Genomic DNA, 25,165 nt, shown 5'->3' with positions numbered 1-25,165 from the left:
TACTTGGAGGGGTTTTCGTTGAGCCGCACACGCCGTACCGCACGCAGTCGCCACGCCATGCTGGCCGGGACCGCACTCATGGCCGCCGCGCTGACCGCTTGCGGCGGCTCGGGCGGAAACGGGAGCGCGGGCGCTTCCGGCACTGCGGACGCGAAGAAGAAGCCGGACATGGCGATGTCCGTGAACCTCACGGGAGATCAGGCCAAGCCCGGCGAGCCGGTGAAGGTGACCCTCGCCGAGGGGAAGCTGGCTCTGGTGAAGGTGTCCGACGGCAAGGGCGGCGAACTGCCCGGGAAGATAGCCGACGACGGCAAGACGTGGACCTCCGAGCGCAACGCCTCGCCGGGCACGGACTACAAGGTCGAGGCGCAGAACACCGACAGCCAGAGCGCGAGCGCCCAGTTCAAGACGGTCGCCGCGGACAAGGTGAACAAGGTCACGATCAACCCGGGCAAGGCCAACCCGGTGGTGGGCGTCGCCCAGCCGGTCTCGATCGTCTTCGACAACCCGGTGAAGAACAAGGCCGAGGTCGAGAAGCACCTGAAGGTCACCACCTCGAACAACACCGAGGGCTCCTGGGGCTGGTTCAAGGACTACACCGGCAACGACCGGGTGGACTGGCGGCCGAAGGAGTACTGGAAGTCCGGCACCGACGTGAAGGTCGAGATGAACCTCAACGGGGTGGACTCGGGCCAGGGCGGCGGGATGTTCGTCAAGGACTACAACACCGAGTTCAAGATCGGCAAGGACCGCCGGCTCCAGGTGAACCTCGACACGCACAAGATGACGGTGACCGAGGACGGCCAGGCCGTGAAGACGATCCCGGTCTCGGCGGGCACCCCCGGCGGCCAGAAGGCCTCCTGGTCCGGGAAGATGGTGCTGATGTCCAAGGAGGGCACCATCCGGATGGACTCCCAGACGGTGGGCCTGGGCGACTCCTACGACAAGATGGTCGACTACTCGATGCGGGTGACCTGGTCGGGCATGTACATCCACGCCGCCCCGTGGAACAGCGGCAACTTCGGCCGGGCCAACACCAGCTCCGGCTGCGTGGGCATGAGCGACTCCGACGCGAAGGCCCTGTTCGCCGAGGCCCAGGTGGGCGATGTGGTCGAGGTCACCGGCGACGGCTCCAAGGGCAAGGCCGACATCGGCAACGGCTACGGCGAGTGGAACCTGTCCTGGGACGAGTGGAAGGCCAAGAGCGCCCTGGCCGGCGGCGCGGGCGGCGCCGGCGCCACGCCCCAGAACGGCTGATCCGCGCACGTGACGCCCGTTCAACCGCCCTGGGCCCGGACCCGCACCAGGCCCGGGCGGTACCCGCCGTCACCCCCACCGCCCACGACGTCACCGAGGGCCGCCGGCCCGCCCTCGGGATCGACACCGCCGACCCCCTCTACGTCGAGCACGACCCCACCGGCGCACAGCTGACCTTCTCCTCGCCGCGCACCGATCCCTCGTACGTCTCGGTGCCGCTGCGCGAGCAGTGATCTGCGGCTGCTGCCGGGCGGGGCGGCTCTTCGGAGCTACCGTTGCGTGCCCGGCAGCACCGTTCCGGGATCGGGCTCGACGACCTCGACCGCCTCGGTCTTCACGCTGCGCCGCTCGAACCGCGCCACCCAGCCGGCGAACCAGGAGAGCAGCATGCACATCCCGATGTAGATCGGGGAGATGATCATCACGACGGGGATGAACGGCAGGTCGTAGTCGAGGTTCGAGGCGATCAGCTTGCCCGCGTGCAGGAACTCCTCGTAGGTGATCAGGTAGCCGAGCGAGGTGTCCTTCAGGGCCACCACCAGCTGGCTGATGATGGTGGGCAGCATCGCCCGGACCGCCTGCGGGGCGAGCACGAACGTCATCACCTGGGTCTTGCGCATGCCGAGCGCGTACGCCGCCTCGCGCTGGCCCCGGTCGACGGAGTTGATGCCCGTACGGAAGACCTCGGCGAGCACCGAGCCGTTGTAGAGGGTCAGGCCCGCCACCAGCGCCGGCAGCGGCTGGACCTTCAGGGCGACGAAGATGAAGAAGATCATCACCAGCACCGGCATGGCCCGGAAGAACTCCACGCACAGGGTGGCCGCCCAGTGCACCGGCCGGTGCACGGAGAGCCGCCCGGCCGCGAGCACCGCGCCGAGCACGAGCGAGAACACCGAGGCGTACAGGAAGGCCTTGAGGGTGTTCCCCAGCCCCTTGAGCAGCAGTTCCTGGATGCCCTTGTACGTGAAGGGGCTCCACTTGGCGGAGGTGAACTGGTCGGTGTCGAAGAGGAGGTAGAGGATCCAGGCGAGCAGTCCGAGGATCACCACCGTGGAGGCGATCCCGTAGAGGAAGTGCCGGCGCCGGGCCTGCGGGCCGGGCAGGTCGTAGAGGGCGGTGGACTCCAGCTCCCCGTGGAGCGCGTGCGCGGTCATCGGGCGATCCCCCAGCGCTTCTCCAGCACGTTGAAGAGCGCGCTGATGGACAAGGTGATGATCAGGTAGCCGACGGCGATCCAGACGAAGGTCCAGATGATGTTGTAGCCCAGCTCGCTGAGGGTCTTGTACGTGCCCAGCAGCTCGGTGACGCTGAAGGCGCCGGCGATCGCCGAGTTCTTGGCGAGGGCGATCAGCGTGGAGCCGATGGGCGGGATGACGCTGCGGAAGGCCTGCGGCAGCACCACCGAGCCCAGGGTCTGGGTGAAGCTCATGCCCAGGCTGCGGGAGGCCTCGCCCTGGCCCTTGGGCACGGTGTTGATGCCCGAGCGCAGCACCTCGCAGATGAAGGCGGAGGTGTAGCAGCCCAGCGTGAGGACCGCGAACACCTGGAACGGCAGGACCAGCCCGAAGCGCGGCAGACCCAGCAGCACGGCGAAGAAGAGCAGGGTGAGCGGGGTGTTGCGGAGCACGGTGACCCAGACCGTGCCGAACACCCGGAAGGAGCCGACGGGCGCGACGCGGAAGGAGGCCATGACGAAGCCGAGGACCAGGGCGAGGAGCGAGGCGTAGACCGTGAGTTCGACGGTCCCGAGGAAACCCTTCCAGTAGAGCGGGAAGTTCTGCGTGAGTACGTCCATGGTGGTGGGCTCTCCCCTCAGCTCGCCGGGTAGCGGTCGATGGCGGGCGGCTTCGGGGCGGGTACGCCGGACAGGCCGAGCGTGGCCTCGTACGCCTTCTTCCAGTTCCCGTTCTTCTCCTGCTCCTCCAGGGCGTCGTCGAGGGCGAAGCGCAGGGCGTTGTCGCTGCGCGGTACGCCGATGCCGTAGGGCTCCTTGGAGAAGGGCGCGCCGACGACCTTGAGCTCCTCGGGGACCTTGGCCGCGTAGCCGAGGAGGATGGAGTCGTCGGTGGAGACGGCGTCGACCTGGTAGGTCAGGAGGTTGTCCACGCAGGCCGAGTAGGTGTCGTAGGCGACCAGGACCGCCTGCGGGTACTCCCGCTGGAGCCGCTGGTAGGGGGTGGATCCGGCGGCGGAGCAGACCTTCTTGCCGGCGAGGTCGTCGGGGCCCTTGATGTCCTTCTCGTTCTTGCGCACGAGCAGGGACTGGCCGGCCATGAAGTACGGGCCGGCGAAGCCGACCTGCTTCTTGCGGTTGTCGTTGATCGTGTAGGTGCCGACGTAGTAGTCGATCTGGCCGTTCTGCAGGGCCGTCTCGCGGTTGGCCGAGGCGATCGTCTTGAACTCGGTCGTCTTGGGGTCGAAGCCGAGCGAGGCCGCCATCATCTTGGCGATCTCGACGTCGAAACCGGAGTAGCGGCCGCTCGCGGGGTCCTTCTCGCCCAGGTACGGCTGGTCCTCCTTGACGCCGACCACGAGGCGGCCGCGCCGCTTGGCGCGCTCCCAGGTACGGGACTGCGGCAGCTCGAAGCCGCTCGCGACCTTGTAGACCGGCAGGTCCTCGGGTTGAGGGCCCTTGACCGGGGGGCTGCCTTCCTTGCCGCAGCCGGCGAGGAGGGCCAGCAGGACGGAGACGAGGAGTAGGAGGCGGAGACGGAGGCGGGCGCGCGGGCGCGCGCCGGGGGTGCGCTTCATCGGCCCGCCCCTCAGTGCTTGAGGATCTTGGAGAGGAAGTCCCTGGCCCGCTCGCTCTCCGGGGCGGTGAAGAACTCCTCCGGCGTGCGGTCCTCGACGATCCTGCCGTCGGCCATGAACACGACGCGGTTGGCGGCGGAGCGGGCGAAGCCCATCTCGTGCGTGACCACGACCATCGTCATGCCGTCGGCGGCGAGCTGGCGCATGACCTCCAGCACCTCGTTGATCATCTCCGGGTCGAGGGCCGAGGTGGGCTCGTCGAAGAGCAGGGCCTTGGGGTTCATGGCGAGGGCCCGGGCGATCGCGACGCGCTGCTGCTGGCCGCCGGAGAGCTGGGCGGGGTACTTCGGGGCCTGGTCGGCGAGGCCCACGCGGCCGAGCAGCTCGCGGGAGCGTTTGTCGGCCTCGTCCTTCTTGCGCTTCCTGACCTTGACCTGCGCGAGCGAGACGTTGGCGAGGACGGTCTTGTGCGCGAAGAGGTTGAAGGACTGGAAGACCATGCCCACGTCGGCGCGGAGGGCGGCCAGCTCCTTGCCCTCGTCGGGCAGCGGCTTGCCCTCGAGCAGGATCGTGCCCGACTCGATGGTCTCCAGGCGGTTGATGGTCCGGCACAGGGTCGACTTCCCGGAACCGGACGGGCCGATGATCACCACCACCTCGCCGCGGCCGACGGTGAGGTTGATGTCCTGGAGGACGTGCAACGCCCCGTAGTGCTTGTTGACGTCCCGCAGCTCGATCAACGGATCGACGGCCATACGCTGCCCTGCCCACCTGTCGGAGTGTCGAGGTCAGCGCAAACTATCCAGCGACGGAAGGGCACTTCCGCTCGACACGCCTAAAGGCGACATAAAGATCAATCGGGTCAGCCTTCGGAGGCTTCGGCGTACGCCTGGGAGAGTTCCGGGGAGCCCGTCATCGCCCACGACACCCCCGACTCCACCACGTTCAGCTCGCGGCCCGAGGCCAGGCGGATCACCGGCTGGCCGTTGGGCCAGACCTGCCAGGCGGCGCCCAGTGTGGTCCGGATGATCACCGTGCCGAGGTAGAAGCCCGCGTCGTTGCCGAGCCAGGGCACGACCTCGGGGTCCCGCCGCCAGCGGGGCATCAGCTGGTCGAGCGCCTCCAACGAGGCCGGGCTCTCGTCGAGTTCCAGCCCCGCCGCGCGCGCGTGGACGCGCAGCATCTCGCATTCCGAGAACAACTCGTTGACGCCCTCGGGGTCGTCCGCGAGGGCGGCGGCGAGTCCCGCACCCCGTTCCGTTTCGTGCCGGTTCAGCCAGTTGTCCAGGAAGGGGATGTTCATACCGCCCAGCCTGGCACCAGGATCCCGCGCTGGCCACAGGGCGCGCGGGATCCGTCCGCCACGGCCGGCTAGGGGGTGTCGAGCGTCAGGTCCACGACCACCGGCGCGTGGTCCGAGGCTCCCTTGCCCTTGCGCTCCTCGCGGTCGACGTAGGCGTCGGTGACGGCCTTGGTGAAGGGCTCGTTCCCGTAGACCAGGTCGATGCGCATGCCCCGGTTCTTGGGGAAGGCGAGCTGGCGGTAGTCCCAGTACGTGTACGGCCGGTCGTACTTGAGCGGGCGCGGCAGCACGTCGGAGAGCCCCGCGGCACGCAGTGCCTCCAGGGCGGCGCGCTCGGCGGGGGTCACGTGGGTCAGGCCCGCGAAGACCGCCGGGTCGTACACGTCCTCGTCGGTCGGGGCCACGTTGTAGTCGCCGAGCACCGCGAACGGGCGCGGGCCGGCCGCGTCTTCGGCGACGGCGGCGGTCAGCGCGCGGAACCAGTCCAGCTTGTACCCGTAGTGGTCGTGCTCGACCTCGCGCCCGTTCGGCACGTACACCGACCACAGGCGCACGCCGCCGCAGGTGGCGGAGATCGCCCGGGGCTCCTCGACGCCCTCGTAGTCGGGCCCGCCGGGCAGGCCCTTGACCACGTCCTCCAGGCCGACCTTGGAGATCAGGGCCACCCCGTTCCACCTGCCGGTGGCGTTGACGGCCGACTCGTAGCCCAGCTCGCGCAGCTGCTCGCGCGGGAACTGCTCCTCGGAGCACTTGGTCTCCTGGATGCACACGACATCCGTGCCGGAGCTCTCCAGCCAGGCCAGCAGACGGGGCAGCCGGGCGGTGATCGAGTTGACGTTGAACGTGGCGATACGCATGCCGTCCAACCTACCGCCCGGCACCGACCGTCACAGCTGGGCGGCGTCCCCGGCGGCGAGCCGCCCGTGGTCGGTGCCGCCGAGGGCCGCGAGGACGTTGTCGTAGATCGGCCGGGCGATGTCCGAGAGGTAGGCGTCGTGGATGTCGACGGCCCGGCGCGGCTTGACCTCGCGCAGGTAGTCGATCACCTCGGAGACCTTGTTCCAGGGTGCGTGCACCGGGAGCATCAGGGTGTCCACGGGCACCTCGGGGACGGTCAGCGCGTCACCGGGGTGGAAGAGCGAACCCTCCACGAGGAAGCCGACATTGGTGACCCGCGGGATGTCCGGGTGGATCACGGCGTGCAGCTCGCCGTGGACCTGGACCTCGAAGCCGGCGGCGCTGAAGGCGTCCCCGTGGCCGACGGTGTGCACCCGGCCCGGATAGGCGGGGGCCAGCCGCTCCGCGACGCTGCGCAGCGTCCAGAGCGCGGACTCCGGATTGGCGTCGAGGGCGGCGCGCAGCCGGCCCTCGTCGAAGTGGTCGGGGTGCTCGTGGGTGACGAGCAGGGCGTCCGCCCCGAGCCCCGCGTCGGGCTCGCTGAAGACGCCCGGGTCGATGACGAGCACGCGCCCGTCCTTCTCCAGTTGGACACAGGAGTGCAGCCGCTTGGTGAGCTTCATGGCAGAAGGCTAGGGGGTGTCCGGCCGTGGTCCGCCGAACGCCCCCGGCTACGGGGTCGCGGTGGAGACCACGTAGACCCTCGGCTTGGCCGGGTCCGTGAGGTCGACCGTGACGTCCCGGGTGGGGCGGGGGTTCGGCTGCTCCAGGGTGGTGCCGTACCAGGTGTTCTGCGGGCCCCAGCTCCAGCCCGCGATCGCCGCGTCGTGCGCCCCGACGGAGACCTCGCGGGTCAGCTCGGAGCGGCTGGTGCCGACGTCGGCGAGGAAGGTGTCCAGGTCGGCGGGGGTGACGGCGAACTGCACGTACAGCCGGCTGGTGCGCCAGTTGTTGGTCTCCAGGAACCCGACCCGCCACGCCTTCGGCGGGATCGGCACCTCGTAGATGCTGCGCTGCACCTTGGAGGGCCAGCCGGGGCGCACCTTGGTCGCGCCGACCTTGGCGGCCTTGTCGCGGCCGCTCTCGCGGCTCTGCCGGGCGGATACGGCGAGGTAGCCCGCGGGTACGCCCACCAGCAACAGGATGATGATCGCGGTGATCCAGCGGCGCCGGACGACGTGCTTGCGGTCCTCGGCCGGGGCGGGCGTGCCGCCCTCGTCGGGGGCGGGCGCCTGGTGGGGCAGGGAGGGCGGTGTCACTGCGTCTCCCCGTCCTTGAGGTCCGCGGGCTTCGTGTCCACGGCCTCGGCCTCGGCGGCCTTCAGCTCGGCGGCCTTGCGCTCCGCGGTGGCCGGGGAGTCGATCAGGCCCCACTGCGCGTAGCGCTCGTACCGCTCGACGCGCCGGCGCGTGGCGCGGCGGAAGCGTCGGGCGACGAGCCGGGCCAGGTCGGCGGCGCCGACCATGCCGGCCTCGGGGCCGAGCTGGGCCTTGGCGATGCGGGCCTCGGGGCGGTAGCCGCGGCCGGTGAGGTGGCGCCGGAAGGCGTCCCGGGCCGGGCCGATCAGCAGGTCGTCGGCCGCGCTGACGCCGCCGCCGATGACGAAGCAGGAGGGGTCGAGGGCGGCGGCGAGGTTGGCGATGCCGACGCCCAGCCACTGGCCGATGTCCTCCAGGAGCTCGACGCACATGGCGTCGCCCTCACGGGCCAGCTCGGTGATGAGCGGCCCGGTGATCTCCGCGACGTTGCCGCCGACCCGGGCGATGATGTCGTGCGCGACCGGGGAGTCGGCGGCGGCCAGCTCGCGGGCCTCGCGGACCAGGGCGTTGCCGGAGCTGTACTGCTCCCAGCAGCCGCGGTTGCCGCACGGGCAGCGGTGGCCGCCGGGGACGACCTGCATGTGGCCGAACTCGCCGGCGACCCCGAAGCGGCCGCGCTTGACCTGGCCGCCTTCGAGGATCGCACCGCCGATGCCGGTACCGAGCGTGATCATGACGAGGTGGTCCTCGCCGCGCCCGGCGCCGAAGCGCCATTCCGCCCAGGCGGCGGTGTTGGCGTCGTTGTCCACCATGACCGGGACCGCGAGCCGGGACTGGAGCGCGTCGCGCAGCGGCTCGTCGCGCCAGGCCAGGTGGGGTGCGAAGAGCACCCGGGAGCGGTCGGCGTCGACCCAGCCGGCCGCGCCGATGCCCACGGCGTGGACGTCGTGCCGGTCGGACAGGTCGAGCACCAGCTCGACGATGGTGTCCTCGACGACCTTGGGGCTCTTGGACTTGTCGGGGGTCTCGGTGCGGATCTTCTCCAGGATGACCCCGTCGGCGTCGACGACGCCGGCCATCACCTTGGTGCCGCCGATGTCGATGCCGACGGTCGGGACGCGCGGGGCGGTCAGGTGCGACCGGCGCTCACGGGTCCCGATGGTCCGCAGGACGGTGCCTCGCGCCGACCCCCGGTGGGTGAGCGCAAAGTCCCGGTACGTGCTCATCGAGTCGTGTCGTCCCTCAGGGTGCGGTGGTGCCGGACGCCGGATCGGCTGCTCCGGACGGGTGGTCCGGTCCTGATTCTGCCACCCGCTCCAGTTCGTGGCTCAGCTCGTCCAGCTCGGAGCCGCCCGCCATCTGCCGGGTGAGCTCGTCCAGGGTGATCGAGTCACGGGTGTGGCTGCCGGCCATCGTGCCGCGCTTGAGCAGCACGAACCGGTCGCCGACCAAGTAGGCGTGGTGCGGGTTGTGGGTGATCAGGACCACGCCGAGGCCCGCGTCCCGGGCCGCGGCGACGTACTTGAGGACCACGCCGGACTGCTTGACTCCGAGGGCGGCGGTCGGCTCGTCGAGGACGAGGACCTTCGCCCCGAAGTAGACGGCGCGGGCGATGGCCACGCACTGCCGCTCGCCGCCGGACAGGGTGCCGATCGGCTGGTCCACGTCGCGCAGGTCGATGCCCATGCGCAGCAGCTCGGCGCGGGTGGTCTCGCGCATGAACTCCACGTCGAGGCGGCGGAGGGGGCCGCGGCCCTTGGTGGGCTCGGAGCCGAGGAAGAAGTTCCGCCAGACGGGCATGAGCGGGACGACGGCCAGGTCCTGGTAGACGGTGGCGATGCCGTGGTCGAGGGCGGCGCGCGGGTTGGCGAGCACGGTCTCCTCGCCCTCGATCTCGAAGCGGCCGGCGTCGTGCCGGTGCAGCCCCGCGATGATCTTGATGAGGGTGGACTTGCCGGCGCCGTTGTCACCGAGGACGCAGGTGATCTCGCCGGCGTGCACCTCCAGGGAGACCCCCTGGAGGGCCCGGATGTTGCCGTAGAACTTGCTGACGTCGCTCATCTTCACGAGCGCCGTCACGGAGGACTTCTCGTACGGGGTCGCGGACACGGCCTTGGTCATCACTTCGCCTCCGCCCGCTTGCGGACCCATGCGTTGAGCAGCGTCGCCAGCAGGAGCATTGCGCCGAGGAAGAACTTGAACCAGTCCGGGTTCCACTGGGCGTACACGATGCCGTTGCTGGTCATGCCGAAGATGAAGGCGCCGACGGCCGAGCCGATGGCGGAGCCGTAGCCGCCGGTCATCAGGCAGCCGCCGATGACGGCCGCGATGATGTAGAGGAACTCGTTGCCGACGCCCTCGCCCGACTGGACGACGTCGAACGAGAAGAGGATGTGCTGCCCGGAGATCCAGGCGCACAGGGCGACGCCCATGTAGAGGCCGATCCGGGTCTTGACGACGGGGACGCCGGTCGCGCGGGCCGCGTCCGCCCCGCCGCCGACCGCGAAGATCCAGTTGCCGGCGCGGGTGCGCAGCAGGATCCAGGTGGCGACGGCGACCAGGGCCAGCCACCACAGGATGGTGACCTTGAGGGTGACCGAACCGACGTTCCACTGCGAGGCGAAGAGCGCGCGGGCGGAGTCGAAGCCCTCCATGTCGGCGATGGTCTTCGTCGAGACGGAGCCGCTGATCAGTTTGGTGAAGCCGAGGTTCAGGCCCGTCAGCATCAGGAAGGTGCCGAGCGTGATGATGAAGCTGGGCAGCTTGGTACGGGTCAGCATGAACCCGTTGAAGAAGCCGATGGCCAGGGTGACCAGCAGGGACACCCCCACGCCCACCCACACGTTGGCGGTCATCTGGTAGCTGAACATCGAGCTGACCAGCGCCGAGGTGGTGACCATGACGCCGGCGGAGAGGTCGAACTCGCCGCCGATCATCAGCAGGGCGACCGGGCAGGCCATGATCCCGATGGTGGAGGCCGAGTAGAGGACCGTGCTCAGGCTGGAGGCCTGGAGGAAGCTGGGCGCGGCGATGGAGAAGAAGACGAAGACGGCGGCCGCGCCGACGACCGCGCCGAGCTCGGGGCGGCCGAGCAGCTTGCGGACCAGCGAGGTGGGGGCGAGCCGTTCGTCGACGGCCGTTGCCGTGCTCATCGGCTGCCCCGCTTGATGAACTCCTCCAGCTTGCCGGCCTCGTCGGCCGTCACGATCTGAGGTCCGGTCAGCACCGGGCGGCCGCCGCCGAGCACGTTCGCGTTGTAGCGGTAGAGCCAGAGCAGGTCGATGGCCTCGTAACCCTGGAGGTAGGGCTGCTGGTCGACGGCGAAGCCGAGGGCGCCGGACTTGAGGTCGCGGGCGACGGACGCGTTGAGGTCGAAGGTGTCGACCTCGGCCTTGCTGCCCGCCGCGTCCTTCGCCTTGACCGCCGTCGGAGCGAAGGGGGCGCCGAGGGTGACGATCGCGTCGACGGAGGGGTCGGCCTGGAGCTTCGCCTGGATGGCCGCCTGGACGGAGGGCATGTTGGTGCCCTCGACGTACAGGTTCTCCATGGTCCCGCCGAAGGTCTTCTTCGCCCCGGCGCAGCGCTGCTCGTGGCCGACGTTGCCCTGCTCGTGCAGGACGCAGACGGCCTTCTTCTTGCCGCGCTTGGTCAGCTCGGCTCCCACCGCCTCGCCGGCGATCTGCTCGTCCTGGCCGATGTGGGTGAGGGCCCCGTACTCGGCCGACTGCGCGGATCCGGAGTTGACCGTGATCACCGGGATTCCGGCCTTGACCGCCTTGCCGATGACGTCCTTGAGCGCCTCGGGCTTGGCCAGGCTCACCACGATCCCGTCGACCTTCTGGTCGATGGCGTTCTGCACGAACTGGGCCTGCTGCTGAGCCTGGTCGTCGTGGGCGTAGACGAAGTTGATGTTGTCCTTCGCGGCGGCCTCCTTGGCGCCCTTCTGGACGATGTCCCAGAAGGTGTCGCCGTCTCCCGCGTGCGTGACCATCGCGAAGGTCCAGCGCGGGGTGGACACGGCGGGCCGGCCCGCCTGGGCGGCCTTCGCCCGCTCCTCGGCACGCTTGCCGCCCGTGCTGCTGCAGCCCACGAGGGAGGCCCCCAGTACCGCCGCGAGCACGGCGCCCACGACGCGTACCCCTGTCCGAACCCTAGCCACGTCTGCGTGCCCTTCCCTCGTCCTGTGTCTTGTGCGGTCCGCTGCTGCCAAAGCGGTCATTACGGTTCCAGCCGCTCAGTATCCGCCACAGTGGACCATGTGCGGTCATCGGGGCCTTCGAGCCCATCTGGGCCATACGGGTACTGTCGGGCGGATTGACAGCCCCCGGTGAGGGGGTCAGGTTGATTGCATGCGCATCGGGGTGATCGGAACGGGCCGGATCGGCTCCTTCCACGCGGCGGCACTGGCCCGCCACCCGGACGCCGGCTCGCTGCTGCTCGCCGACGCCGATCCCGCGCGGGCGGCGCGCCTCGCCGACCGGCTGGGGGCGACCGCCGCCCCGTCCGTGGAGCAGGTCTTCACCTGGGGCGTGGACGCCGTGGTCGTGGCCTGCGCCACCGACGGGCACGCCGAGCTGGTCCTGCGGGCGGTCCGCGGCGGGCTCCCGGTGTTCTGCGAGAAGCCCCTGGCCACCGATCTCGCCCGGACGCTGGCCGTGCTGCGCGAGGTGGCCGCCGCGGACGGGGTGCTCCAGCTGGGCTTCATGCGCCGCTTCGACGCGGGCTGCCGCACCGCGCGGGAACTGGTGCGCTCCGGAGCCCTGGGGCGGCTGCACACCGTACGGACGATGACCGCCGATCCGGCTCCGCCGCCCGCCGCGTACCTGGCGACGTCGGGAGGCCTGTACCGGGACTGCCTGGTGCACGACTTCGACATGGTCCGCTGGGTGACCGGGCACGAGGTGACCGAGGTGTTCGCGACCGGCTCCGACGCGGGTCCGGCGGTCTTCCGTGAGCTCGGCGACGTGGACACCGCCGTCGCCGTCCTCACCCTGGACGACGGGACCCTGGCCACCTGTACGGGCACCCGCTGCAACGGCGCCGGGTACGACGTGCGGATGGAGCTGGCCGGGGAGCTCGACCAGGTCTCCTCGGGGCTGGACGACCGTACGCCGATCGCCTCGACCGAACCGCACGGCCCGCCCCCGGCGAGCAAGCCCTGGACGGGCTTCCTGGAGCGGTTCGCCCCCGCGTACGAGGCCGAGCTGGCGGCCTTCGTCCGGCTGGTGCGCGGCGACGGCCCCAATCCGTGCGACGGCCGGGAGGCGCTGGCCGCGCTGCGGATCGCGGAGGCGTGCGAGGTGTCGCGGCGTGAGCGGCGCCCGGTCCGGATGGCGGAGCTCCCGGACCTGTAGCTGCAGGGGCGCCGGTGGGGCGGGCGGGGGTGGTACGGAATCGGCCACGGGCGGGGTTACCAGCGCACCGGGAGCCGGGTCACGCCGCGGATCAGGCTGCCCCCGATGTACGTCGGCGCCTCCTCGGCCGGGTCCTCGGCCAGGTCCGGGAAGCGCTCCAGCAGGCCGCGGAGCGCGATGCGGCCCTCCATGCGGGCGAGCGGGGCGCCGATGCAGAAGTGCAGCCCGTGCCCGAAGGCGAGGTGGCCCTGCGGGGCGCGCCGGATGTCGAACGCGTCGGGGGCCTCGTACCGCCCGGGGTCGCGGTCCGCTCCGGCCAGCGAGACGAGGACGGTGGCCCCGGCCGGGATGGCGGTGCCGCCGAGCTCCATGTCCGCGCGGGCGTAGCGGTAGGTGGTGTTCTGCACCGGGCCGTCGTAGCGGAGCATCTCCTCGACGGCTCCGTCGAGCAGGCCGTCGTAGTCGGCGCGCAGGGCGGCCAGTTGGTCCGGGTGGGCCAGCAGGGCGCGCGTGCCGTTGGATATGAGGTTGACGGTGGTCTCGTGGCCGGCGATCAGCAGCAGGAAGGCCATGCCGATCAGCTCGTTGGGCGACAGCGCGTCGCCGTCCTCGTCGCGGGTCCGGATGAGGGCGCTGAGCAGGTCCTCGCCGGGGTCCTTGGCCTTGGCCTCGACGAGCTCCGCGAGGTAGTCGCCGAGCTTCTGGTGCGCGGTGGTGCTCGGCGTGACGGAGGTGGGCGCGAGGACCTCCTTGGACCAGTAACCGAAGCGCTCGCGGTCCAGGTCGGGGACGCCGAGGAGTTCGCCGATGACGGTCATGGGCAGCGGGAAGGCGAGGGCCTTGATCAGGTCGGCCGTGCGCTGCGGGCGGGCGGCCATCGCGTCGAGCAGTTCGTCGGTGATCTGCTGGACGCGGGGGCGCATGGCCTGCACGCGGCGCAGGGTGAACTCGCGGGCGACCAGACGGCGCAGCCGGGTGTGGTGCGGCGGGTCGGCCTCCAGCATGTTGCTGTTGGCGGCGGTGGTCGCGATGCCCGGCAGGACCTCGCTGCTCGTCCAGTTCTTCAGCAGACCGGGGTGGTTGAGTGCCTGGCGGGACTCCTCGTACCCGACGACCAGGAACGTGGGCGCGTACTCGGCGGCCGTGACCTCGACCTCGTGCACCGGGCCCGCGGCGCGCAGCCGGGCGTAGAAGGAGTAGGGGTCTGCGTGGAAGTCCGCGTCGTTCACGCTGATGTCCGGTTGTGGCATGCGGTCACATTAATGTGACCGCTCGGTGCTGGAACCATCGATTTCCGGTCACGCCACGGCCCGGCGGCCCCAGGCGGTGCCGCCGAGGACGAGCGCGGCGCCCGCGAACCCGGCCGCGCCGAGGTGTTCGCCGCCGATGACGATGCCGACGGCGGCCGCCCACAGGGGTTCGGTCCCGAGCAGCAGGCTGACGCGGGAGGGCGAGGAGCGGCGTACGGCCCACATCTGCACGAAGAACGCGAAGAGCGTGCAGAAGACGGAGAGGAAGGCGAGCCCCGCCCACTCGGCGGGCCCGAAGGCGGCGGCCGCCGCCCAGGGGCTGTCGCCCGTGCCGGGTACGGCGGCCAGTACGGCGAAGACGAGGACGGCGCCGCCGAGCTGAACGGTGGTCAGCGACAGCGAGTCGGCGTCCTGGACGGCCTTGATCCGCGCCATCAGCAGGACGTGCAGGGTGCGGGCGAGGGCCGCGCCGAGGATGAGCAGGTCGCCGGCGCCGGGGACGGTGAACCCGGCGCCCTGCGTGAGCAGGACGACACCGGCGACGGAGGCCGCGGCGCCCGCGAGGAACGCGCCCGAGGGGGCCTCGCGCCGTACGGCGGCCTCGGCGAGCGGGGTGAAGATCATGGTCAGGCTGATGATCAGCCCGGCGTTGGTGGCGGAGGTGTGGACGACCCCGTACGTCTCCAGCAGGAAGATCCCGCCGAGTACGAGGCCCAGCACGCCCGCACCGGACAGCTGCCGGGCGGTGAGCGCCCGCAGCCGCTGCCACCCGGCGACGGCGAGCACGGGCAGCACGAGCGCGAAGCGCAGGACGAGGACGGCGATCACGGTGGGGGCCGTGGTGATGCCCTTGGCCGCGAGATAGCTGGCGCCCCAGACGACGGCGACGGCCAGGACCGGCAGGTCGGCGAGCCAGGCGCGGCGGGGGGCGGCGGTGCGTGCGAGCAGGGCGGGCGAGCTCACCAGGGACTCTCCATCGGCGTGAAGCGGGTGGAGACTGCGGCGGCTCCCTCGGGCGCGGCTCACCGTACCGGAGCCGATCATGGCGGTCGAGCGGTTTCACCGCCGGCCGGGGCCGGGGCGGGCCGGCCCGGTGGCCGCCTCCGGTCGCCGCCCTCCGGGGACCGTCCTCCGGGGGCCGTCCTCCGGGGGCCGCCCGCTCCGGCCCCGGTGGGCGGTGGCCGGGTCAGACGAAGGTGCCGAAGGTGGCCCGGCCCGTCGGGCGGTAGGTGAGGATGGCCGTGCCGTTCGGCGTCGTGCGCGACGCGGCCAGCTCGCAGGCCGTCGGCAGCCCGCCCGTGGGGAACAGCCGCTGCCCGGCGCCCAGGAAGACGGGGAACACCAGCAGGTTCAGCTCGTCCACGAGGTCCCGCGCCAGCAGCCACTGGGCCAGCGCCCCGCTGCCGTGCACCTGGAGTTCCCGGCTCCCCTCCAGCGCGTCCTTGACCCGCATGATCTCGGCCTGGAGGTGTTCGCCGTCGATGACCGTGGTCCCGGCCCAGGCCGGTTCCGTGAGCGTGGTCGAGGCGACGTACTTCGGCAGCCCGTTGAGCCGGCTCGCGATCGGGTGCGTGGGGTCGGTCACCTTCGGCCAGTAGTCGGCGAAGATCTCGTACGTGCGGCGCCCGAGCAGGAAGGCACCGGCCCGGTCGAACACCTCGTTCATGAACGCCCCCATGCCCTCGTCGCTGAACGGGACCAGCCAGCCGCCGTACGCGAACCCGCCGCTGGGGTCCTCCTCCGGTCCGCCGGGAGCCTGCATGACGCCGTCGAGGGTCACGAAGGTGGTGAGGGTCAGCTTGCCCATGGTTCTGCGCTCCTTGTGTCCGGTGTCTGCTGCACGTGTTCAGACTCCCGGGCGCCCCGGAACTCATCGGGGCGACGCGCACGAACGCGACGTCCGATTCCCGCCAGCGCGCGCCCCTCGCCGCTCGTTTCATTGAACCCGCAACGACTTGTCGGACGAGAGCGGGGAGAAGACCATGAGCAGCAGTGGCACGGTGGCACTGGTGACCGGCGGCGGCCGCGGGATCGGGGCGGCCACCGCCCTGCGCCTGGCGCAGGACGGGGCCGACGTCGCCCTCACGTACGTCCACGGCGCGCAGACCGCGGCCGAGGTCGTGGGCCGGATCGAGGCGCTCGGCCGGCGCGCCCTGGCGGTCCGGGCCGATGTGGGCGATCCGGCACGGGCGGTCGCCGCGGTGGAGGAGACCGTACGGGGCCTGGGGCGGATCGACACCCTGGTCAACAACGCCGGCATCGGCGTGCTCGGGCCGCTGGAGGCCCTGACCCCGGCCGATGTGGACCGGGTACTGGCGGTCAACGTGCGCGGCGTGTTCCTGACCACCCGGGCCGCGGCCGCGCGGATGGGCTCCGGCGGCCGGATCGTCACCATCGGCAGCTGCATGACCTCGCGGGTCCCCGGCCCGGGCGGCACCCTGTACGCGATGAGCAAGGCCGCGCTGACCGGCCTGAACAAGGCGCTGGCGCGGGAGCTCGGCGGGCGCGGCATCACCGCGAACCTCGTGCACCCGGGCCCGGTGGACACCGACATGAACCCGGCGGACGGCCCCCACGCCGCCGCGCAGAGCGCGCTGACGGCCCTCGGGCGCTTCGGCACCGCACAGGAGGTGGCGGGCCTGGTGTCCTTCCTCGCGGGCCCGGACGCCGCTTATGTGACGGGCGCCGAGTTCGCGGTGGACGGCGGCCACGCGGCGTAGCGGCCGCAGGCGCGGGCGCCGGGCGCCGGGGCGCGGGTGCCGGGCGCGCGGGTGCCGGGCGCGCGTCCGGCACCCGGATGCGCCGACGGGGCGCGCCGCTGCTGCGGTGCGCCCCGTCGGGGCGTGCGGGCCCCGGGGGTGTCGGCCCCCGGGGCAGTCACGGGGACGGCGTCAGCCGCCCAGCTCCTGGTGGCGGGCGGTCAGCGCGGCCGCGCCGGTCTCCGTCAGCGAGCCGTACAGGCGCAGGCGGGAGAAGCCGCCGTCCGGGAAGATGTCGATCCGCACGTGGGTGCCGACCGCCGGGGCGTCCAGTACGAAGCGGTGGTTGGTGTCGGGCTGCAGGCGGGTGCGCGGCAGGAACTCCGTCCACTCGCCCTCCTCGCCGGACTTGACGGACAGTGAGGCCCAGCCGGCCGAGTTGCCCTTGAGGTAGGCGGTGTCGATCTCGACGGCGCGGATCTCGGAGTCGGCCACCAGCTGGTAGCGGATCCAGTCGTTGCCGTCGTCGCGGCGGCGGGCGGTCTCCCAGCCGTCGTCCATCTTGCGGGAGCGGCCCGGGTTGATGGTGTTGGTCGGCGGGGAGTAGAAGCGGTTGGAGGCATCCTGGACGGAGCCGCCGTTCTCCAGGGCGACGACGTCGAAGGTGCCGAGCGCGGCGAGCCACTTCGGGTCGGGGCGGACCTCGCCGTAGACGCGCAGGCGGGCGATGCCGCCGTCCGGGTGCTGGTTCAGGCGCAGGTGCGTGAAGCGCTGCTCCACGTCGACCTCGAAGCCGTTGGCCGCGTGGCCGCCGACGGGGGTGCGCGGTACGAGGGTCGTCCACTTCACGTCGTCGGAGAGGAGCTCCTGCGCGGTCGGGGAGCCCTCGACGGAGGTGGCCTCCACCGAGACGGCCTGCGGCATGTTGCCGCGGAAGTGGGCGGTGTCGACGACGATGCCGCGGATGACGCCGGGGGCGCCGAGGCGGATCAGCGCCCAGTCGTGGTCCTCGGCGGTCGGCCAGGGCTGCCCGGCCGAGACGCCGCGCCGGCGGCGGGTCTCCCAGCCGTCCATGACCTTGCCCTTGTGGCCGAAGTGCTCGGGGTCGAAGTGCGCGGCCTCCTCGACGAGCAGGTTCTCGCGCTGGGCGAAGAACTCGTCGTTGGCGGCGAGGACGCCCGCGCCGAGCTGACGCGCGGCGAGGTTCGCGTGCTGGGTGAACGGGAAGTCCGCGGTGCGGTAGTCGGCGTACGGGTCGCCGCCTCCGTACGGGTTCGCGTTACCGGTGAAGGAAGGAATCGCCACTGGTCAGTTCTGCCTTTCGAGGAGTCGGCCCGTGGGCTCGGTCGGGGTGCCGTGGTCGGCGATCTGCCTGCCGCGCAGCCAGGTGGACTTCACGACGCCGTGCAGGGTCTTGCCCGCGTACGCCGTGACCCGGTTGCGGTGGTGCAGTTCCGCGGGATCCACGGTGAAGGTCTCTTCGGGGGCCAGCACGGCGAAGTCGGCGTCGCGGCCGGCCTCGATCGCGCCCTTGTCGGCGAGGCCCGCGAGCGCGGCCGGGGCGGCGGACATCCAGCGCACGACGTCCTCGAGGGTGCGTCCGCGGCGCCGGGCCTCGGTCCAGATGGCGGGCAGGCCGAGCTGGAGCGAGGAGATGCCGCCCCACGCGGTGGCGAAGTCGTCCGTCTTCAGGTCCGCCGTGGAGGGCGAGTGGTCGGAGACGATGCAGTCGATGGTGCCGTCGGCGAGCGCGTCCCACAGGAGGTCCTGGTTGGCGGCCTCGCGGATGGGCGGGCAGCACTTGAACTCGCTCGCGCCGTCCGGCACTTCCTCGGCGGTGAGGGTGAGGTAGTGCGGGCAGGACTCGACGGTGATCCGGACGCCCTCGGCCTTGGCGGCGGCGATCAGCGGCAGCGCGTCGGAGGAGGACAGGTGCAGTACGTGGACGCGCGCGTCCAGCCGCTTCGCCTGGGCGATCAGGTTGCCGATCGCGGTGTTCTCGGCGTCGCGCGGGCGGGAGGCCAGGAAGTCGGCGTACTTGGGTCCGGGGACGGCCGGGGCGGAGTCCAGGTGGTGCGGGTCCTCGGCGTGCACGATCATCAGGCCGCCGAAGCCGGTGATCTCGGCGAGGGAGGTCGCCAGCCGCTCCTGGTCGAGCTCGGGGAACTCGTCGACGCCGGAGGGCGACAGGAAGCACTTGAAGCCGTAGACGCCGGCGTCGTGCAGCGGGCGCAGGTCCTTGACGTTGTCCGGCAGGGCGCCGCCCCAGAAGCCGACGTCCACGTGCGCCTTGGTCCGGGCGACCTCCTGCTTGACGCGGAGGTGGTCGACCGTGGTGGTCGGCGGCAGGGAGTTCAGCGGCATGTCGAGGATCGTGGTGATGCCCCCGGCCGCGGCGGCGCGGGTGGCCGTCCAGAAGCCCTCCCACTCGGTGCGGCCCGGGTCGTTCACGTGCACGTGGGTGTCGACCAGGCCGGGGAGCAGGACGTCGTCCCCGAAGTCCTCGAACCGGGCGCCGGCCGGTACCTCGGCGTCGTGCGGCAGTACGGCGACGATCTTCCCGGCGGCGACGGCGACCGAAGCGGCGCGCGTCCCCCCGGGGGTGATGACGCGAGTCGAGCGCAGTACCAGTTCCACGTCGTCGGACACGCCGGAACCTCCCCATCTACTTCCACAGAGCGAAATTCAACGTTCTGTTGACGGAGTCTCGCCGCCGATCCGGGGCCCGTCAAGAGCGGCCGGACAGAGCACCGACACACCGGTGCCGCAATTGGATGTTTCCACAGGATGGAATTAAGATTTCACTATCCAGAATGTAGCTACCACCACCGGGGGCGGACGGGTAACTTCCCGAGGAGGTCCGCGACCCGGACAAACCCCCTCTGACCGGCGGGGACGGCTTCGACCCGGCTCTAGGGCCGACGCCGACCGACCGGTAGGCTGCTTCCTTGCCTGCCAGCACCGAAAGGACCGCGCCGTGCCGACGTCCAGCGCCAGCACCACCGACGCTTCCGCGAAGCCCACCGCCGCCAGCGGTGGCGTTCAGTCCCTTGAGCGCGCCTTCGATCTGCTTGAACGCATGGCCGATGCCGGGGGCGAGGTCGGCCTCAGCGAGCTCTCCACCGCCAGCGGTCTGCCGCTGCCCACCATCCACCGCCTCATGCGCACCCTGGTGGCATGCGGCTACGTCCGGCAGCAGCCCAACCGACGGTACTCCCTCGGCCCCCGGCTGATCCGCCTCGGCGAGTCCGCGTCGCGCCTGCTGGGGACCTGGGCCCGGCCCTACCTCGCCCGCCTGGTCGAGGAGACCGGCGAGACGGCGAACATGGCCCTGCTCGACGGGGACGAGATCGTCTACGTCGCCCAGGTGCCGTCCAAGCACTCCATGCGCATGTTCACCGAGGTCGGCCGCCGCGTGCTGCCGCACTCCACCGGCGTGGGCAAGGCGCTGCTCGCGTACACGCCCGCCGACGAGGTACGGGCGCTGCTGGCGCGCACCGGGATGCCGGCCGCGACCGAGAAGACCATCACCACGCCGGAGGGGTTCCTGGAGGCCCTGGAGCAGGTCCGCAAGGCGGGCTACGCGGTCGACGACAACGAGCAGGAGATAGGAGTCCGCTGCCTGGCCGTGTCGGTGCCGAACTCGCCGACCGCCGCCGCGATCTCCATCTCGGGTCCGGCGGGCCGGGTGACCGAGGCCGTGGCCGAGTCCTTCGTGCCGATCCTGCAGAACGTCGCGGCCGAGCTGTCGGTGGCGCTGCAGAGCCAGAGCCCCGCGTAGCTTCCGTCCGTACGTGAAGGCCCCGGCCCCCTCCGCCGCGAGGGGGCCGGGGCCTTGGCGTACGTACGGGCGCGGGCGCTCAGGCGGCCGGGACCCGCTCGGACTCGGAGTCCGTCAGACAGCCGTCGGCCATCGTCGCCGTCCGGTCCATCCGCTCCAGATGGGCATGGTCGTGGGTGACCAGCACGGTCGCGGTGGAGCGCTCGCGGGTCAGGGTGACCAGCAGGTCGAGGACGGCCGCCCCCCGCTCGTGGTCCAGGGCGCTCGTCGGCTCGTCGACCAGGAGCACGGCCGGCTCGTTCATCAGGGCGCGGGCGATGTTGACCCGCTGGCGCTGGCCGCCGGAGAGCTGGTGGGGCCGCTTGTCGGCCTTGTCGGCCAGCCCCACCGCGTCCAGCAGGTCCAGCGCCCGGCGGCGCAGCGCCCGCGAGGGGCGGCCCGAGAGGTGGGCCATCACCTGGAGCTGCTCGGCGGCGGTGAGCGAGGCCAGCAGGTTCGGCTGCTGGAAGACGATGCCGATCTTCTCGCGGCGCAGGGCCGACTTCTCGGCCGCGCTCAGCCGGGCGGTGTCCTGGCCGGCCACCACCACCCGCCCGGAATCCGGGGTGACCAGGGTGGCGGCGACGGCCAGCAGGCTGGACTTGCCGGAGCCGGAGGGCCCGATCACCGCGGTCAGGGTGCCCGCGGGCACCTCCAGGCGGACCCGGTCGAGGGCGGTGAGCCGGCTCTCGCCGTCCGGGTAGGTGAGCGTGACGTCGTGCACGAGCAGGGTCATCGGGCGCTCCCGAGGGCGGTCAGGGGGTCGACGGCGGTGATCCGCCGGATGGACAGGGCCGCGCCCAGCGCGCCGAGCGCGATCATGATCGCGGCGGGCACCAGCACGGTCGCCGTGTCGAGGACGAAGGGGACGTTGCCCCCGCTGATCAGCACGCCGACGCCGGCGGCGAGCGCCGTACCGAGCCCGGTGCCGATCGCGAGCATGACGACGGCCTGGCCGAGGGCGTCCTTCAGCAGGTACGGGGTGGAGGCGCCCAGTGCCTTCAGTACGGCGATGTCCGCGCTGCGCTGGATCGTCCACACGGTGAAGAAGGCCCCTATGACCAGGGCCGAGATGGCGAAGAGAAAGCCGCGCATGAGCTGGAGCGAGCCGTTCTCGGCCTGGTAGGACCCTATGGCGCCGAGTGCCTCGTCGATGGTCCGGGCCGAGGTGCCGGCCGCCTCGTCGCCGGCGGCGAGGTCCGCCGAACCGGCGGTGTCGAGCGCGATCACGGTGGCGAGGGTGTCGATGGAGGTGCCGGGGTTGCCGATGCGCTGCCAGTCGTTGAGATCCATCCAGACGACCGGGGTGTGGCTGTAGGCGGCGGTGCCGGAGACGGCGGCCACGGTCAGTTCCAGCGGGCCGATCTTCAGCTTGCCGCCCGCGGTCAGAGCGCCGAGCTCCTTGGCGGCCTTCTCGGTGAGGACCACCTGCCCCTGGGCGAGACCGCTGCCGCGCGGCGGGAGGGGGCCGGCCGGGTCGACGCCGAAGACGGAGACCGCGGCGGTGCGGGCGCCCGCCGACGCGTTGGTGGTGCGGATGCCGAGCGGTTCGGCCGACTTCACTCCGGGCTGCGCCCGCCAGGCCCGCCAGGCCTTCTCGGACACCTGGGAGTTGGTGAAGGACACCTTCTGGTCCCCGGCGGGCGCGGCGAAGGCGAGGTGGCCGGCGGGCAGTCCGGTGACGGCCGAGACGTTCTCCCGGGCCAGGCCGGCGGTGAGCCCGGACAACAGGCCGACCAGCAGCGTGATCAGCAGTACGACCGAGCCCATGAGGGCGAAGCGGCCCTTCGCGAACCGTAGATCTCTCCATGCGACGAACATGATCCCCACCCTGGTCTCCGGCGTGGACACAAGGCATCGCGCCACGGTAGCGATCCTGGTATCGAACGACGCATCCGGACATCAAACTTTCGATTGACCGGGCCCCGCCGACCCCCGCTTAGGCTGGTCGGGCCATGGCCACTGCTCTTGAATCCCCCGCTCCGCGTCCCCTCACCCCCGTCTCGCGCGTGCTGCGCCTGTGCCTGCACGCGCTGCTGTTCGGGCTGCTCGCGCTGGCCGCCGGGCGGGCCGTCACCGACTCCGCGCCGGAGGCCGGCCGGGTGGTCGCCGCCTGCGCGGTGCTGGCCGCGGTGTACGCGGGGGGCGTACGGGCACCCTCGGTGCGCCGCTCGCCGCGCGCCGGGGCGGTGTGGCTGGCCGGGCTGGGCGCGGCCTGGGCGGGGCTGCTGGTCCTCTCCCCCGACGGGCTGTGGATCGCGTTCCCGCTGTACTTCCTGGAGCTGCACCTGCTGCGGCTGCGCTGGGGCATCGCGGCCGTCGCGGTGACGGCGTGCGCGGCGATCGGCGGCTTCCTGGCGCACGCGCAGAGCGGCGCGGTCTCGCCGGGGGCCTTCCTCGGACCGCTGCTCGGCGGGGCCGTGGCGGTGGCGACCGTACTGGGTTACCAGGCGCTGTACCGCGAGAGCGAGCGGCGTCGCGAGCTGATCGAGGAGCTCATCGCCACCCGGGCCGAACTGGCCGCGGCCGAGCGGAACGCCGGGATCCTGGCGGAGCGGGAGCGCCTGGCCCGCGAGATCCACGACACCCTGGCCCAGGGCCTGTCCTCGATCCAGCTCCTGCTCCGCGCGGCGGAACGCTCCCTCGCCGAGGCCGCGCCCCCCGCACCCGACGCACCGGACGCGCCGGACCCGGATCGCCCTGACGCCGCGGGCCCGGAGCCGGGCGGCTCCGCCGGCCCCCGGGCCGCGGCCCTCGCGCACATCGCGCAGGCCCGGGAGGCCGCCCAGGAGAACCTCGCCGAGGCGCGGCGGTTCGTACGGGCGCTCACCCCGCCCGATCTGGAGCACGGGTCCCTCGCGGCCGCGCTGGAGCGGCTGTGCACGGCCGCGCCGGGGCCGCGCGTCCGGTTCTGCCTGAGCGGCGCGCCCCGGGTCCTGCCCACCCCGTACGAGGTCGCCCTGCTCCGGGTCGCCCAGTCGGCACTGGCCAACGTCGTCCGGCACGCCCGCGCGGACCGCGCCGAGATCACCCTCACCTTCATGGACGCCTCGGTGACCCTGGACGTCGTCGACGACGGGACCGGCTTCGACCCCTCCTCGGCCCCCTCCGGCGAGGGCGGGTTCGGGCTGCCCGCGATGCGCTCGCGGGCCGAGACGCTGGGCGGGCTGTTCACCGTGGAGTCCGCGCCGGGCCAGGGCACCGCCGTGGCCGTCACCCTGCCGCTGCCCCTGGAGGCATCCCGATGACGATCCGCCTGCTGCTGGCCGACGACCACCCGGTGGTCCGGGCCGGGCTGCGCGCGGTGCTGGACACCGAGCCGGACTTCGCGGTGGTCGCGGAGGCCGCCACCGCCGAGCGGGCGGTGGAACTGGCCGCCTCCGAGCCGGTGGACGTGGTCCTGATGGACCTCCGGTTCGGGACGGGCATGCACGGCTCGGCGGCGACGGCGGCGATCACGGCCCGGCCCGGGGCGCCCCGGGTCCTGGTGCTGACCACGTACGACACGGACGCGGACATCCTGGCGGCGGTGGAGGCGGGCGCCTCGGGCTACCTGCTGAAGGACGCCCCGCCGGAGGAGCTGGCGGCGGCGGTCCGCACGGCGGCGGCGGGCCAGTCTGCGCTGGCCCCGGCGGTCGCCCTGCGCCTGATGGACCGCATGCGGATGCCGGCGGAGGCGCTGACGAAGCGGGAGCTGGAGGTGCTCCAGCTGGTTGCGGACGGCCTGTCCAACCAGCAGATCTCGAAGGAGCTCTTCCTGAGCCAGGCCACGGTCAAATCCCACCTGGTCCACATCTACGCCAAGCTCGGCGTCGACTCCCGCACCTCGGCGGTGGCCACGGCCGCCACCCGCCGCCTGATCCGCACTCCGTAGCCTCCGCGGGTGCCGGCGCTCGCCGGGAGACAGCGCTCCCCCGGGACTGCCCCGCAGGGTGGGGCTACCCCCCGCGCGGACACACCGGGCGGCAGGCGGGTGCCCGGTATACCGGCCCGGAAGCATGGGGCGTACCGACTCCCGACCAGAGAGCGAGCCCTCGTGCACACCACCGCCAGGCCTGCCCCCACCGCCACGCCGGGCCCGACCGCCCCGCCGTCGGCCGTCCGCACCGCCTACGCCCTGTGGCTCACCGCGGTCGCGGCCGGCGCCTTGGAGACCGCCCTCGCCGTCGGCCGCATGGCGGCCGACGGGACCGGCTCGGCCGCCGAGATCGGCGTCGGGCTCGCCGTCCGCCTCACCGTGTTCACCGCCGCCGTCCTCATCGCCCGCCGGATGCGCACCGGCACCCGCTGGGCCCGGATCACCCTCGCCATCGGCCTCGGTGTCCTCGGCACTGCCTCCATGGTCGCCCAGCCCCTCGGGTACCTCCTCGACGGCGGGTCGACGGCGGCTGCGCTCCAAGGGGCCGACGCCCTCGACCTGGTCTTCGGCGCCAGCCGGGCCGTCCACGTGGCTGCCGTCCTCACGGCTGTGTTCCTGATGTTCCGTCCGGCGGCCAACGTTTACTTCCGCACCGTCCGCAACCCGGCCCGGGCCGTCTAGGCGTGTCGTCAACGTCCCGTCCGGCTGGCGGGGCT

General features: G+C 72.1%; 27 protein-coding genes. 8 read left to right on the top strand and 19 right to left on the bottom strand.

What is annotated here, in order from left to right; genetic code table 11:
• The first annotated feature begins 18 nt into the window (after positions 1-18).
• On the top strand, positions 19-1,257 hold the full coding sequence (locus tag ADK52_RS32815; RefSeq protein WP_420714973.1) for an Ig-like domain-containing protein: 1,239 nt from the start codon (positions 19-21) through the stop codon (positions 1,255-1,257).
• Entirely contained in the window at positions 1,191-1,490 is a 300-nt protein-coding gene (locus tag ADK52_RS32810) for a hypothetical protein (protein ID WP_053693501.1), read from the top strand. The genes ADK52_RS32815 and ADK52_RS32810 overlap by 67 nt, the downstream gene beginning before the upstream one ends.
• Positions 1,491-1,526: 36 nt before the next feature.
• On the opposite strand, the gene ADK52_RS32805 is transcribed toward ADK52_RS32810, so the two are convergent.
• The 12 genes from ADK52_RS32805 to ADK52_RS32750 all read right to left on the bottom strand — a co-directional run bounded on the left by ADK52_RS32805 (position 1,527) and on the right by ADK52_RS32750 (position 11,596).
• A complete protein-coding gene (locus ADK52_RS32805) occupies positions 1,527-2,411 on the bottom strand; it encodes an amino acid ABC transporter permease (RefSeq protein ID WP_053693500.1) in 885 nt (294 codons plus the stop codon).
• The gene (locus tag ADK52_RS32800; protein ID WP_053693499.1) at positions 2,408-3,052 is read right to left on the bottom strand and encodes an amino acid ABC transporter permease; all 645 of its coding nucleotides are present in this window, start codon (positions 3,050-3,052) and stop codon (positions 2,408-2,410) included. Before ADK52_RS32800 ends, ADK52_RS32805 begins: the two co-directional genes overlap by 4 nt.
• A 17-nt stretch (positions 3,053-3,069) precedes the next feature.
• Positions 3,070-4,008: a glutamate ABC transporter substrate-binding protein gene (locus tag ADK52_RS32795; protein ID WP_053693498.1), complete on the bottom strand. Its 939-nt coding sequence runs from the start codon at positions 4,006-4,008 to the stop codon at positions 3,070-3,072.
• 11 nt (positions 4,009-4,019) lie between these two features.
• Positions 4,020-4,763 (bottom strand): amino acid ABC transporter ATP-binding protein, encoded by a 744-nt coding sequence (locus tag ADK52_RS32790; RefSeq protein WP_053693497.1) that lies wholly within the window; start codon positions 4,761-4,763, stop codon positions 4,020-4,022.
• 107 nt (positions 4,764-4,870) lie between these two features.
• Entirely contained in the window at positions 4,871-5,311 is a 441-nt protein-coding gene (locus ADK52_RS32785; RefSeq protein ID WP_053693496.1) for a DUF6278 family protein, read from the bottom strand.
• Positions 5,312-5,379: 68 nt separating this feature from the next.
• Positions 5,380-6,168 carry an exodeoxyribonuclease III gene (locus tag ADK52_RS32780; RefSeq protein WP_053693495.1) on the bottom strand — a complete coding sequence of 263 codons (789 nt, stop codon included), beginning with the start codon at positions 6,166-6,168 and terminating at the stop codon, positions 5,380-5,382.
• Positions 6,169-6,198: 30 nt separating this feature from the next.
• Positions 6,199-6,831 (bottom strand): MBL fold metallo-hydrolase, encoded by a 633-nt coding sequence (locus tag ADK52_RS32775; RefSeq protein ID WP_053693494.1) that lies wholly within the window; start codon positions 6,829-6,831, stop codon positions 6,199-6,201.
• A gap of 48 nt (positions 6,832-6,879) precedes the next feature.
• Entirely contained in the window at positions 6,880-7,467 is a 588-nt protein-coding gene (locus ADK52_RS32770; protein ID WP_053693493.1) for a hypothetical protein, read from the bottom strand.
• Positions 7,464-8,693 carry an ROK family glucokinase gene (locus ADK52_RS32765; protein WP_053693492.1) on the bottom strand — a complete coding sequence of 410 codons (1,230 nt, stop codon included), beginning with the start codon at positions 8,691-8,693 and terminating at the stop codon, positions 7,464-7,466. The genes ADK52_RS32770 and ADK52_RS32765 overlap by 4 nt, the downstream gene beginning before the upstream one ends.
• A gap of 16 nt (positions 8,694-8,709) precedes the next feature.
• On the bottom strand, positions 8,710-9,588 hold the full coding sequence (locus ADK52_RS32760) for an ATP-binding cassette domain-containing protein (RefSeq protein WP_053693491.1): 879 nt from the start codon (positions 9,586-9,588) through the stop codon (positions 8,710-8,712).
• Positions 9,588-10,619, bottom strand: a complete 1,032-nt coding sequence (locus tag ADK52_RS32755) for an ABC transporter permease (protein ID WP_053693490.1) — start codon at positions 10,617-10,619, stop codon at positions 9,588-9,590. Before ADK52_RS32755 ends, ADK52_RS32760 begins: the two co-directional genes overlap by 1 nt.
• Complete coding sequence (locus ADK52_RS32750) at positions 10,616-11,596, bottom strand: sugar ABC transporter substrate-binding protein (protein WP_053693489.1); 981 nt, start codon at positions 11,594-11,596, stop codon at positions 10,616-10,618. Before ADK52_RS32750 ends, ADK52_RS32755 begins: the two co-directional genes overlap by 4 nt.
• A gap of 220 nt (positions 11,597-11,816) precedes the next feature.
• On the opposite strand from ADK52_RS32750, the gene ADK52_RS32745 reads away from it, so the two are divergent.
• Positions 11,817-12,821 carry a Gfo/Idh/MocA family oxidoreductase gene (locus tag ADK52_RS32745; RefSeq protein WP_053693488.1) on the top strand — a complete coding sequence of 335 codons (1,005 nt, stop codon included), beginning with the start codon at positions 11,817-11,819 and terminating at the stop codon, positions 12,819-12,821.
• A gap of 56 nt (positions 12,822-12,877) precedes the next feature.
• Here ADK52_RS32745 and ADK52_RS32740 read toward each other — a convergent pair whose 3' ends face one another.
• From ADK52_RS32740 to ADK52_RS32730, 3 genes are all read right to left on the bottom strand, one after another.
• Positions 12,878-14,071 (bottom strand): cytochrome P450 family protein, encoded by a 1,194-nt coding sequence (locus ADK52_RS32740; RefSeq protein ID WP_107090232.1) that lies wholly within the window; start codon positions 14,069-14,071, stop codon positions 12,878-12,880.
• 48 nt (positions 14,072-14,119) lie between these two features.
• Positions 14,120-15,034: a DMT family transporter gene (locus tag ADK52_RS32735; RefSeq protein WP_053693487.1), complete on the bottom strand. Its 915-nt coding sequence runs from the start codon at positions 15,032-15,034 to the stop codon at positions 14,120-14,122.
• A gap of 223 nt (positions 15,035-15,257) precedes the next feature.
• Positions 15,258-15,878 (bottom strand): dihydrofolate reductase family protein, encoded by a 621-nt coding sequence (locus ADK52_RS32730; protein WP_053693486.1) that lies wholly within the window; start codon positions 15,876-15,878, stop codon positions 15,258-15,260.
• 175 nt (positions 15,879-16,053) lie between these two features.
• Between ADK52_RS32730 and ADK52_RS32725 the strand changes: the two genes are divergently transcribed.
• Positions 16,054-16,791, top strand: a complete 738-nt coding sequence (locus ADK52_RS32725) for a 3-oxoacyl-ACP reductase family protein (protein ID WP_053693515.1) — start codon at positions 16,054-16,056, stop codon at positions 16,789-16,791.
• 171 nt (positions 16,792-16,962) lie between these two features.
• Here the strand turns inward: ADK52_RS32725 and alc are convergent, their stop codons facing one another.
• A complete protein-coding gene (gene alc / locus ADK52_RS32720; protein WP_053693485.1) occupies positions 16,963-18,075 on the bottom strand; it encodes an allantoicase in 1,113 nt (370 codons plus the stop codon).
• 3 nt (positions 18,076-18,078) lie between these two features.
• Positions 18,079-19,419: an allantoinase AllB gene (gene allB, locus ADK52_RS32715; protein WP_053693484.1), complete on the bottom strand. Its 1,341-nt coding sequence runs from the start codon at positions 19,417-19,419 to the stop codon at positions 18,079-18,081.
• Between the two features lie 328 nt (positions 19,420-19,747).
• On the opposite strand from allB, the gene ADK52_RS32710 reads away from it, so the two are divergent.
• The gene (locus tag ADK52_RS32710; RefSeq protein ID WP_030155279.1) at positions 19,748-20,551 is read left to right on the top strand and encodes an IclR family transcriptional regulator; all 804 of its coding nucleotides are present in this window, start codon (positions 19,748-19,750) and stop codon (positions 20,549-20,551) included.
• Between the two features lie 79 nt (positions 20,552-20,630).
• Here ADK52_RS32710 and ADK52_RS32705 read toward each other — a convergent pair whose 3' ends face one another.
• Positions 20,631-21,326 carry an ABC transporter ATP-binding protein gene (locus ADK52_RS32705; protein ID WP_053693483.1) on the bottom strand — a complete coding sequence of 232 codons (696 nt, stop codon included), beginning with the start codon at positions 21,324-21,326 and terminating at the stop codon, positions 20,631-20,633.
• Positions 21,323-22,411: an ABC transporter permease gene (locus ADK52_RS32700; protein WP_053693514.1), complete on the bottom strand. Its 1,089-nt coding sequence runs from the start codon at positions 22,409-22,411 to the stop codon at positions 21,323-21,325. Before ADK52_RS32700 ends, ADK52_RS32705 begins: the two co-directional genes overlap by 4 nt.
• A 134-nt stretch (positions 22,412-22,545) precedes the next feature.
• Here ADK52_RS32700 and ADK52_RS32695 point away from each other — a divergent pair, with 134 nt between their 5' ends.
• The 3 genes from ADK52_RS32695 (at position 22,546) to ADK52_RS32685 (ending at position 25,130) form a co-directional block, all read left to right on the top strand.
• Positions 22,546-23,838 (top strand): sensor histidine kinase, encoded by a 1,293-nt coding sequence (locus tag ADK52_RS32695; protein WP_053693482.1) that lies wholly within the window; start codon positions 22,546-22,548, stop codon positions 23,836-23,838.
• Entirely contained in the window at positions 23,835-24,464 is a 630-nt protein-coding gene (locus tag ADK52_RS32690) for a response regulator (RefSeq protein WP_053693481.1), read from the top strand. The genes ADK52_RS32695 and ADK52_RS32690 overlap by 4 nt, the downstream gene beginning before the upstream one ends.
• A 162-nt stretch (positions 24,465-24,626) precedes the next feature.
• Positions 24,627-25,130 carry a hypothetical protein gene (locus ADK52_RS32685; protein WP_053693480.1) on the top strand — a complete coding sequence of 168 codons (504 nt, stop codon included), beginning with the start codon at positions 24,627-24,629 and terminating at the stop codon, positions 25,128-25,130.
• Positions 25,131-25,165 lie beyond the last annotated feature (35 nt).

The organism is Streptomyces sp. WM6372, assembly GCF_001279655.1.
Taxonomy (GTDB): Bacteria; Actinomycetota; Actinomycetes; order Streptomycetales; family Streptomycetaceae; genus Streptomyces.
This window is presented reverse-complemented; position numbering and strand designations above follow the sequence as displayed.

Bases quoted from the DNA above. Each gene is read 5' to 3' on its own strand.
- ADK52_RS32745 (WP_053693488.1), top strand. From the start codon at position 11,817: ATGCGCATCGGGGTGATCGGAACGGGCCGGATCGGCTCCTTCCACGCG.
- ADK52_RS32795 (WP_053693498.1), bottom strand. From the start codon at position 4,008: ATGAAGCGCACCCCCGGCGCGCGCCCGCGCGCCCGCCTCCGTCTCCGC.
- ADK52_RS32780 (WP_053693495.1), bottom strand. From the start codon at position 6,168: ATGCGTATCGCCACGTTCAACGTCAACTCGATCACCGCCCGGCTGCCC.
- ADK52_RS32700 (WP_053693514.1), bottom strand. From the start codon at position 22,411: ATGTTCGTCGCATGGAGAGATCTACGGTTCGCGAAGGGCCGCTTCGCC.
- ADK52_RS32765 (WP_053693492.1), bottom strand. From the start codon at position 8,693: ATGAGCACGTACCGGGACTTTGCGCTCACCCACCGGGGGTCGGCGCGA.
- ADK52_RS32800 (WP_053693499.1), bottom strand. From the start codon at position 3,052: ATGGACGTACTCACGCAGAACTTCCCGCTCTACTGGAAGGGTTTCCTC.
- ADK52_RS32695 (WP_053693482.1), top strand. From the start codon at position 22,546: ATGGCCACTGCTCTTGAATCCCCCGCTCCGCGTCCCCTCACCCCCGTC.
- ADK52_RS32755 (WP_053693490.1), bottom strand. From the start codon at position 10,619: ATGAGCACGGCAACGGCCGTCGACGAACGGCTCGCCCCCACCTCGCTG.
- ADK52_RS32730 (WP_053693486.1), bottom strand. From the start codon at position 15,878: ATGGGCAAGCTGACCCTCACCACCTTCGTGACCCTCGACGGCGTCATG.
- ADK52_RS32705 (WP_053693483.1), bottom strand. From the start codon at position 21,326: ATGACCCTGCTCGTGCACGACGTCACGCTCACCTACCCGGACGGCGAG.
- ADK52_RS32785 (WP_053693496.1), bottom strand. From the start codon at position 5,311: ATGAACATCCCCTTCCTGGACAACTGGCTGAACCGGCACGAAACGGAA.
- ADK52_RS32725 (WP_053693515.1), top strand. From the start codon at position 16,054: ATGAGCAGCAGTGGCACGGTGGCACTGGTGACCGGCGGCGGCCGCGGG.
- ADK52_RS32790 (WP_053693497.1), bottom strand. From the start codon at position 4,763: ATGGCCGTCGATCCGTTGATCGAGCTGCGGGACGTCAACAAGCACTAC.
- ADK52_RS32805 (WP_053693500.1), bottom strand. From the start codon at position 2,411: ATGACCGCGCACGCGCTCCACGGGGAGCTGGAGTCCACCGCCCTCTAC.
- ADK52_RS32760 (WP_053693491.1), bottom strand. From the start codon at position 9,588: ATGACCAAGGCCGTGTCCGCGACCCCGTACGAGAAGTCCTCCGTGACG.
- ADK52_RS32690 (WP_053693481.1), top strand. From the start codon at position 23,835: ATGACGATCCGCCTGCTGCTGGCCGACGACCACCCGGTGGTCCGGGCC.
- ADK52_RS32775 (WP_053693494.1), bottom strand. From the start codon at position 6,831: ATGAAGCTCACCAAGCGGCTGCACTCCTGTGTCCAACTGGAGAAGGAC.
- ADK52_RS32740 (WP_107090232.1), bottom strand. From the start codon at position 14,071: ATGCCACAACCGGACATCAGCGTGAACGACGCGGACTTCCACGCAGAC.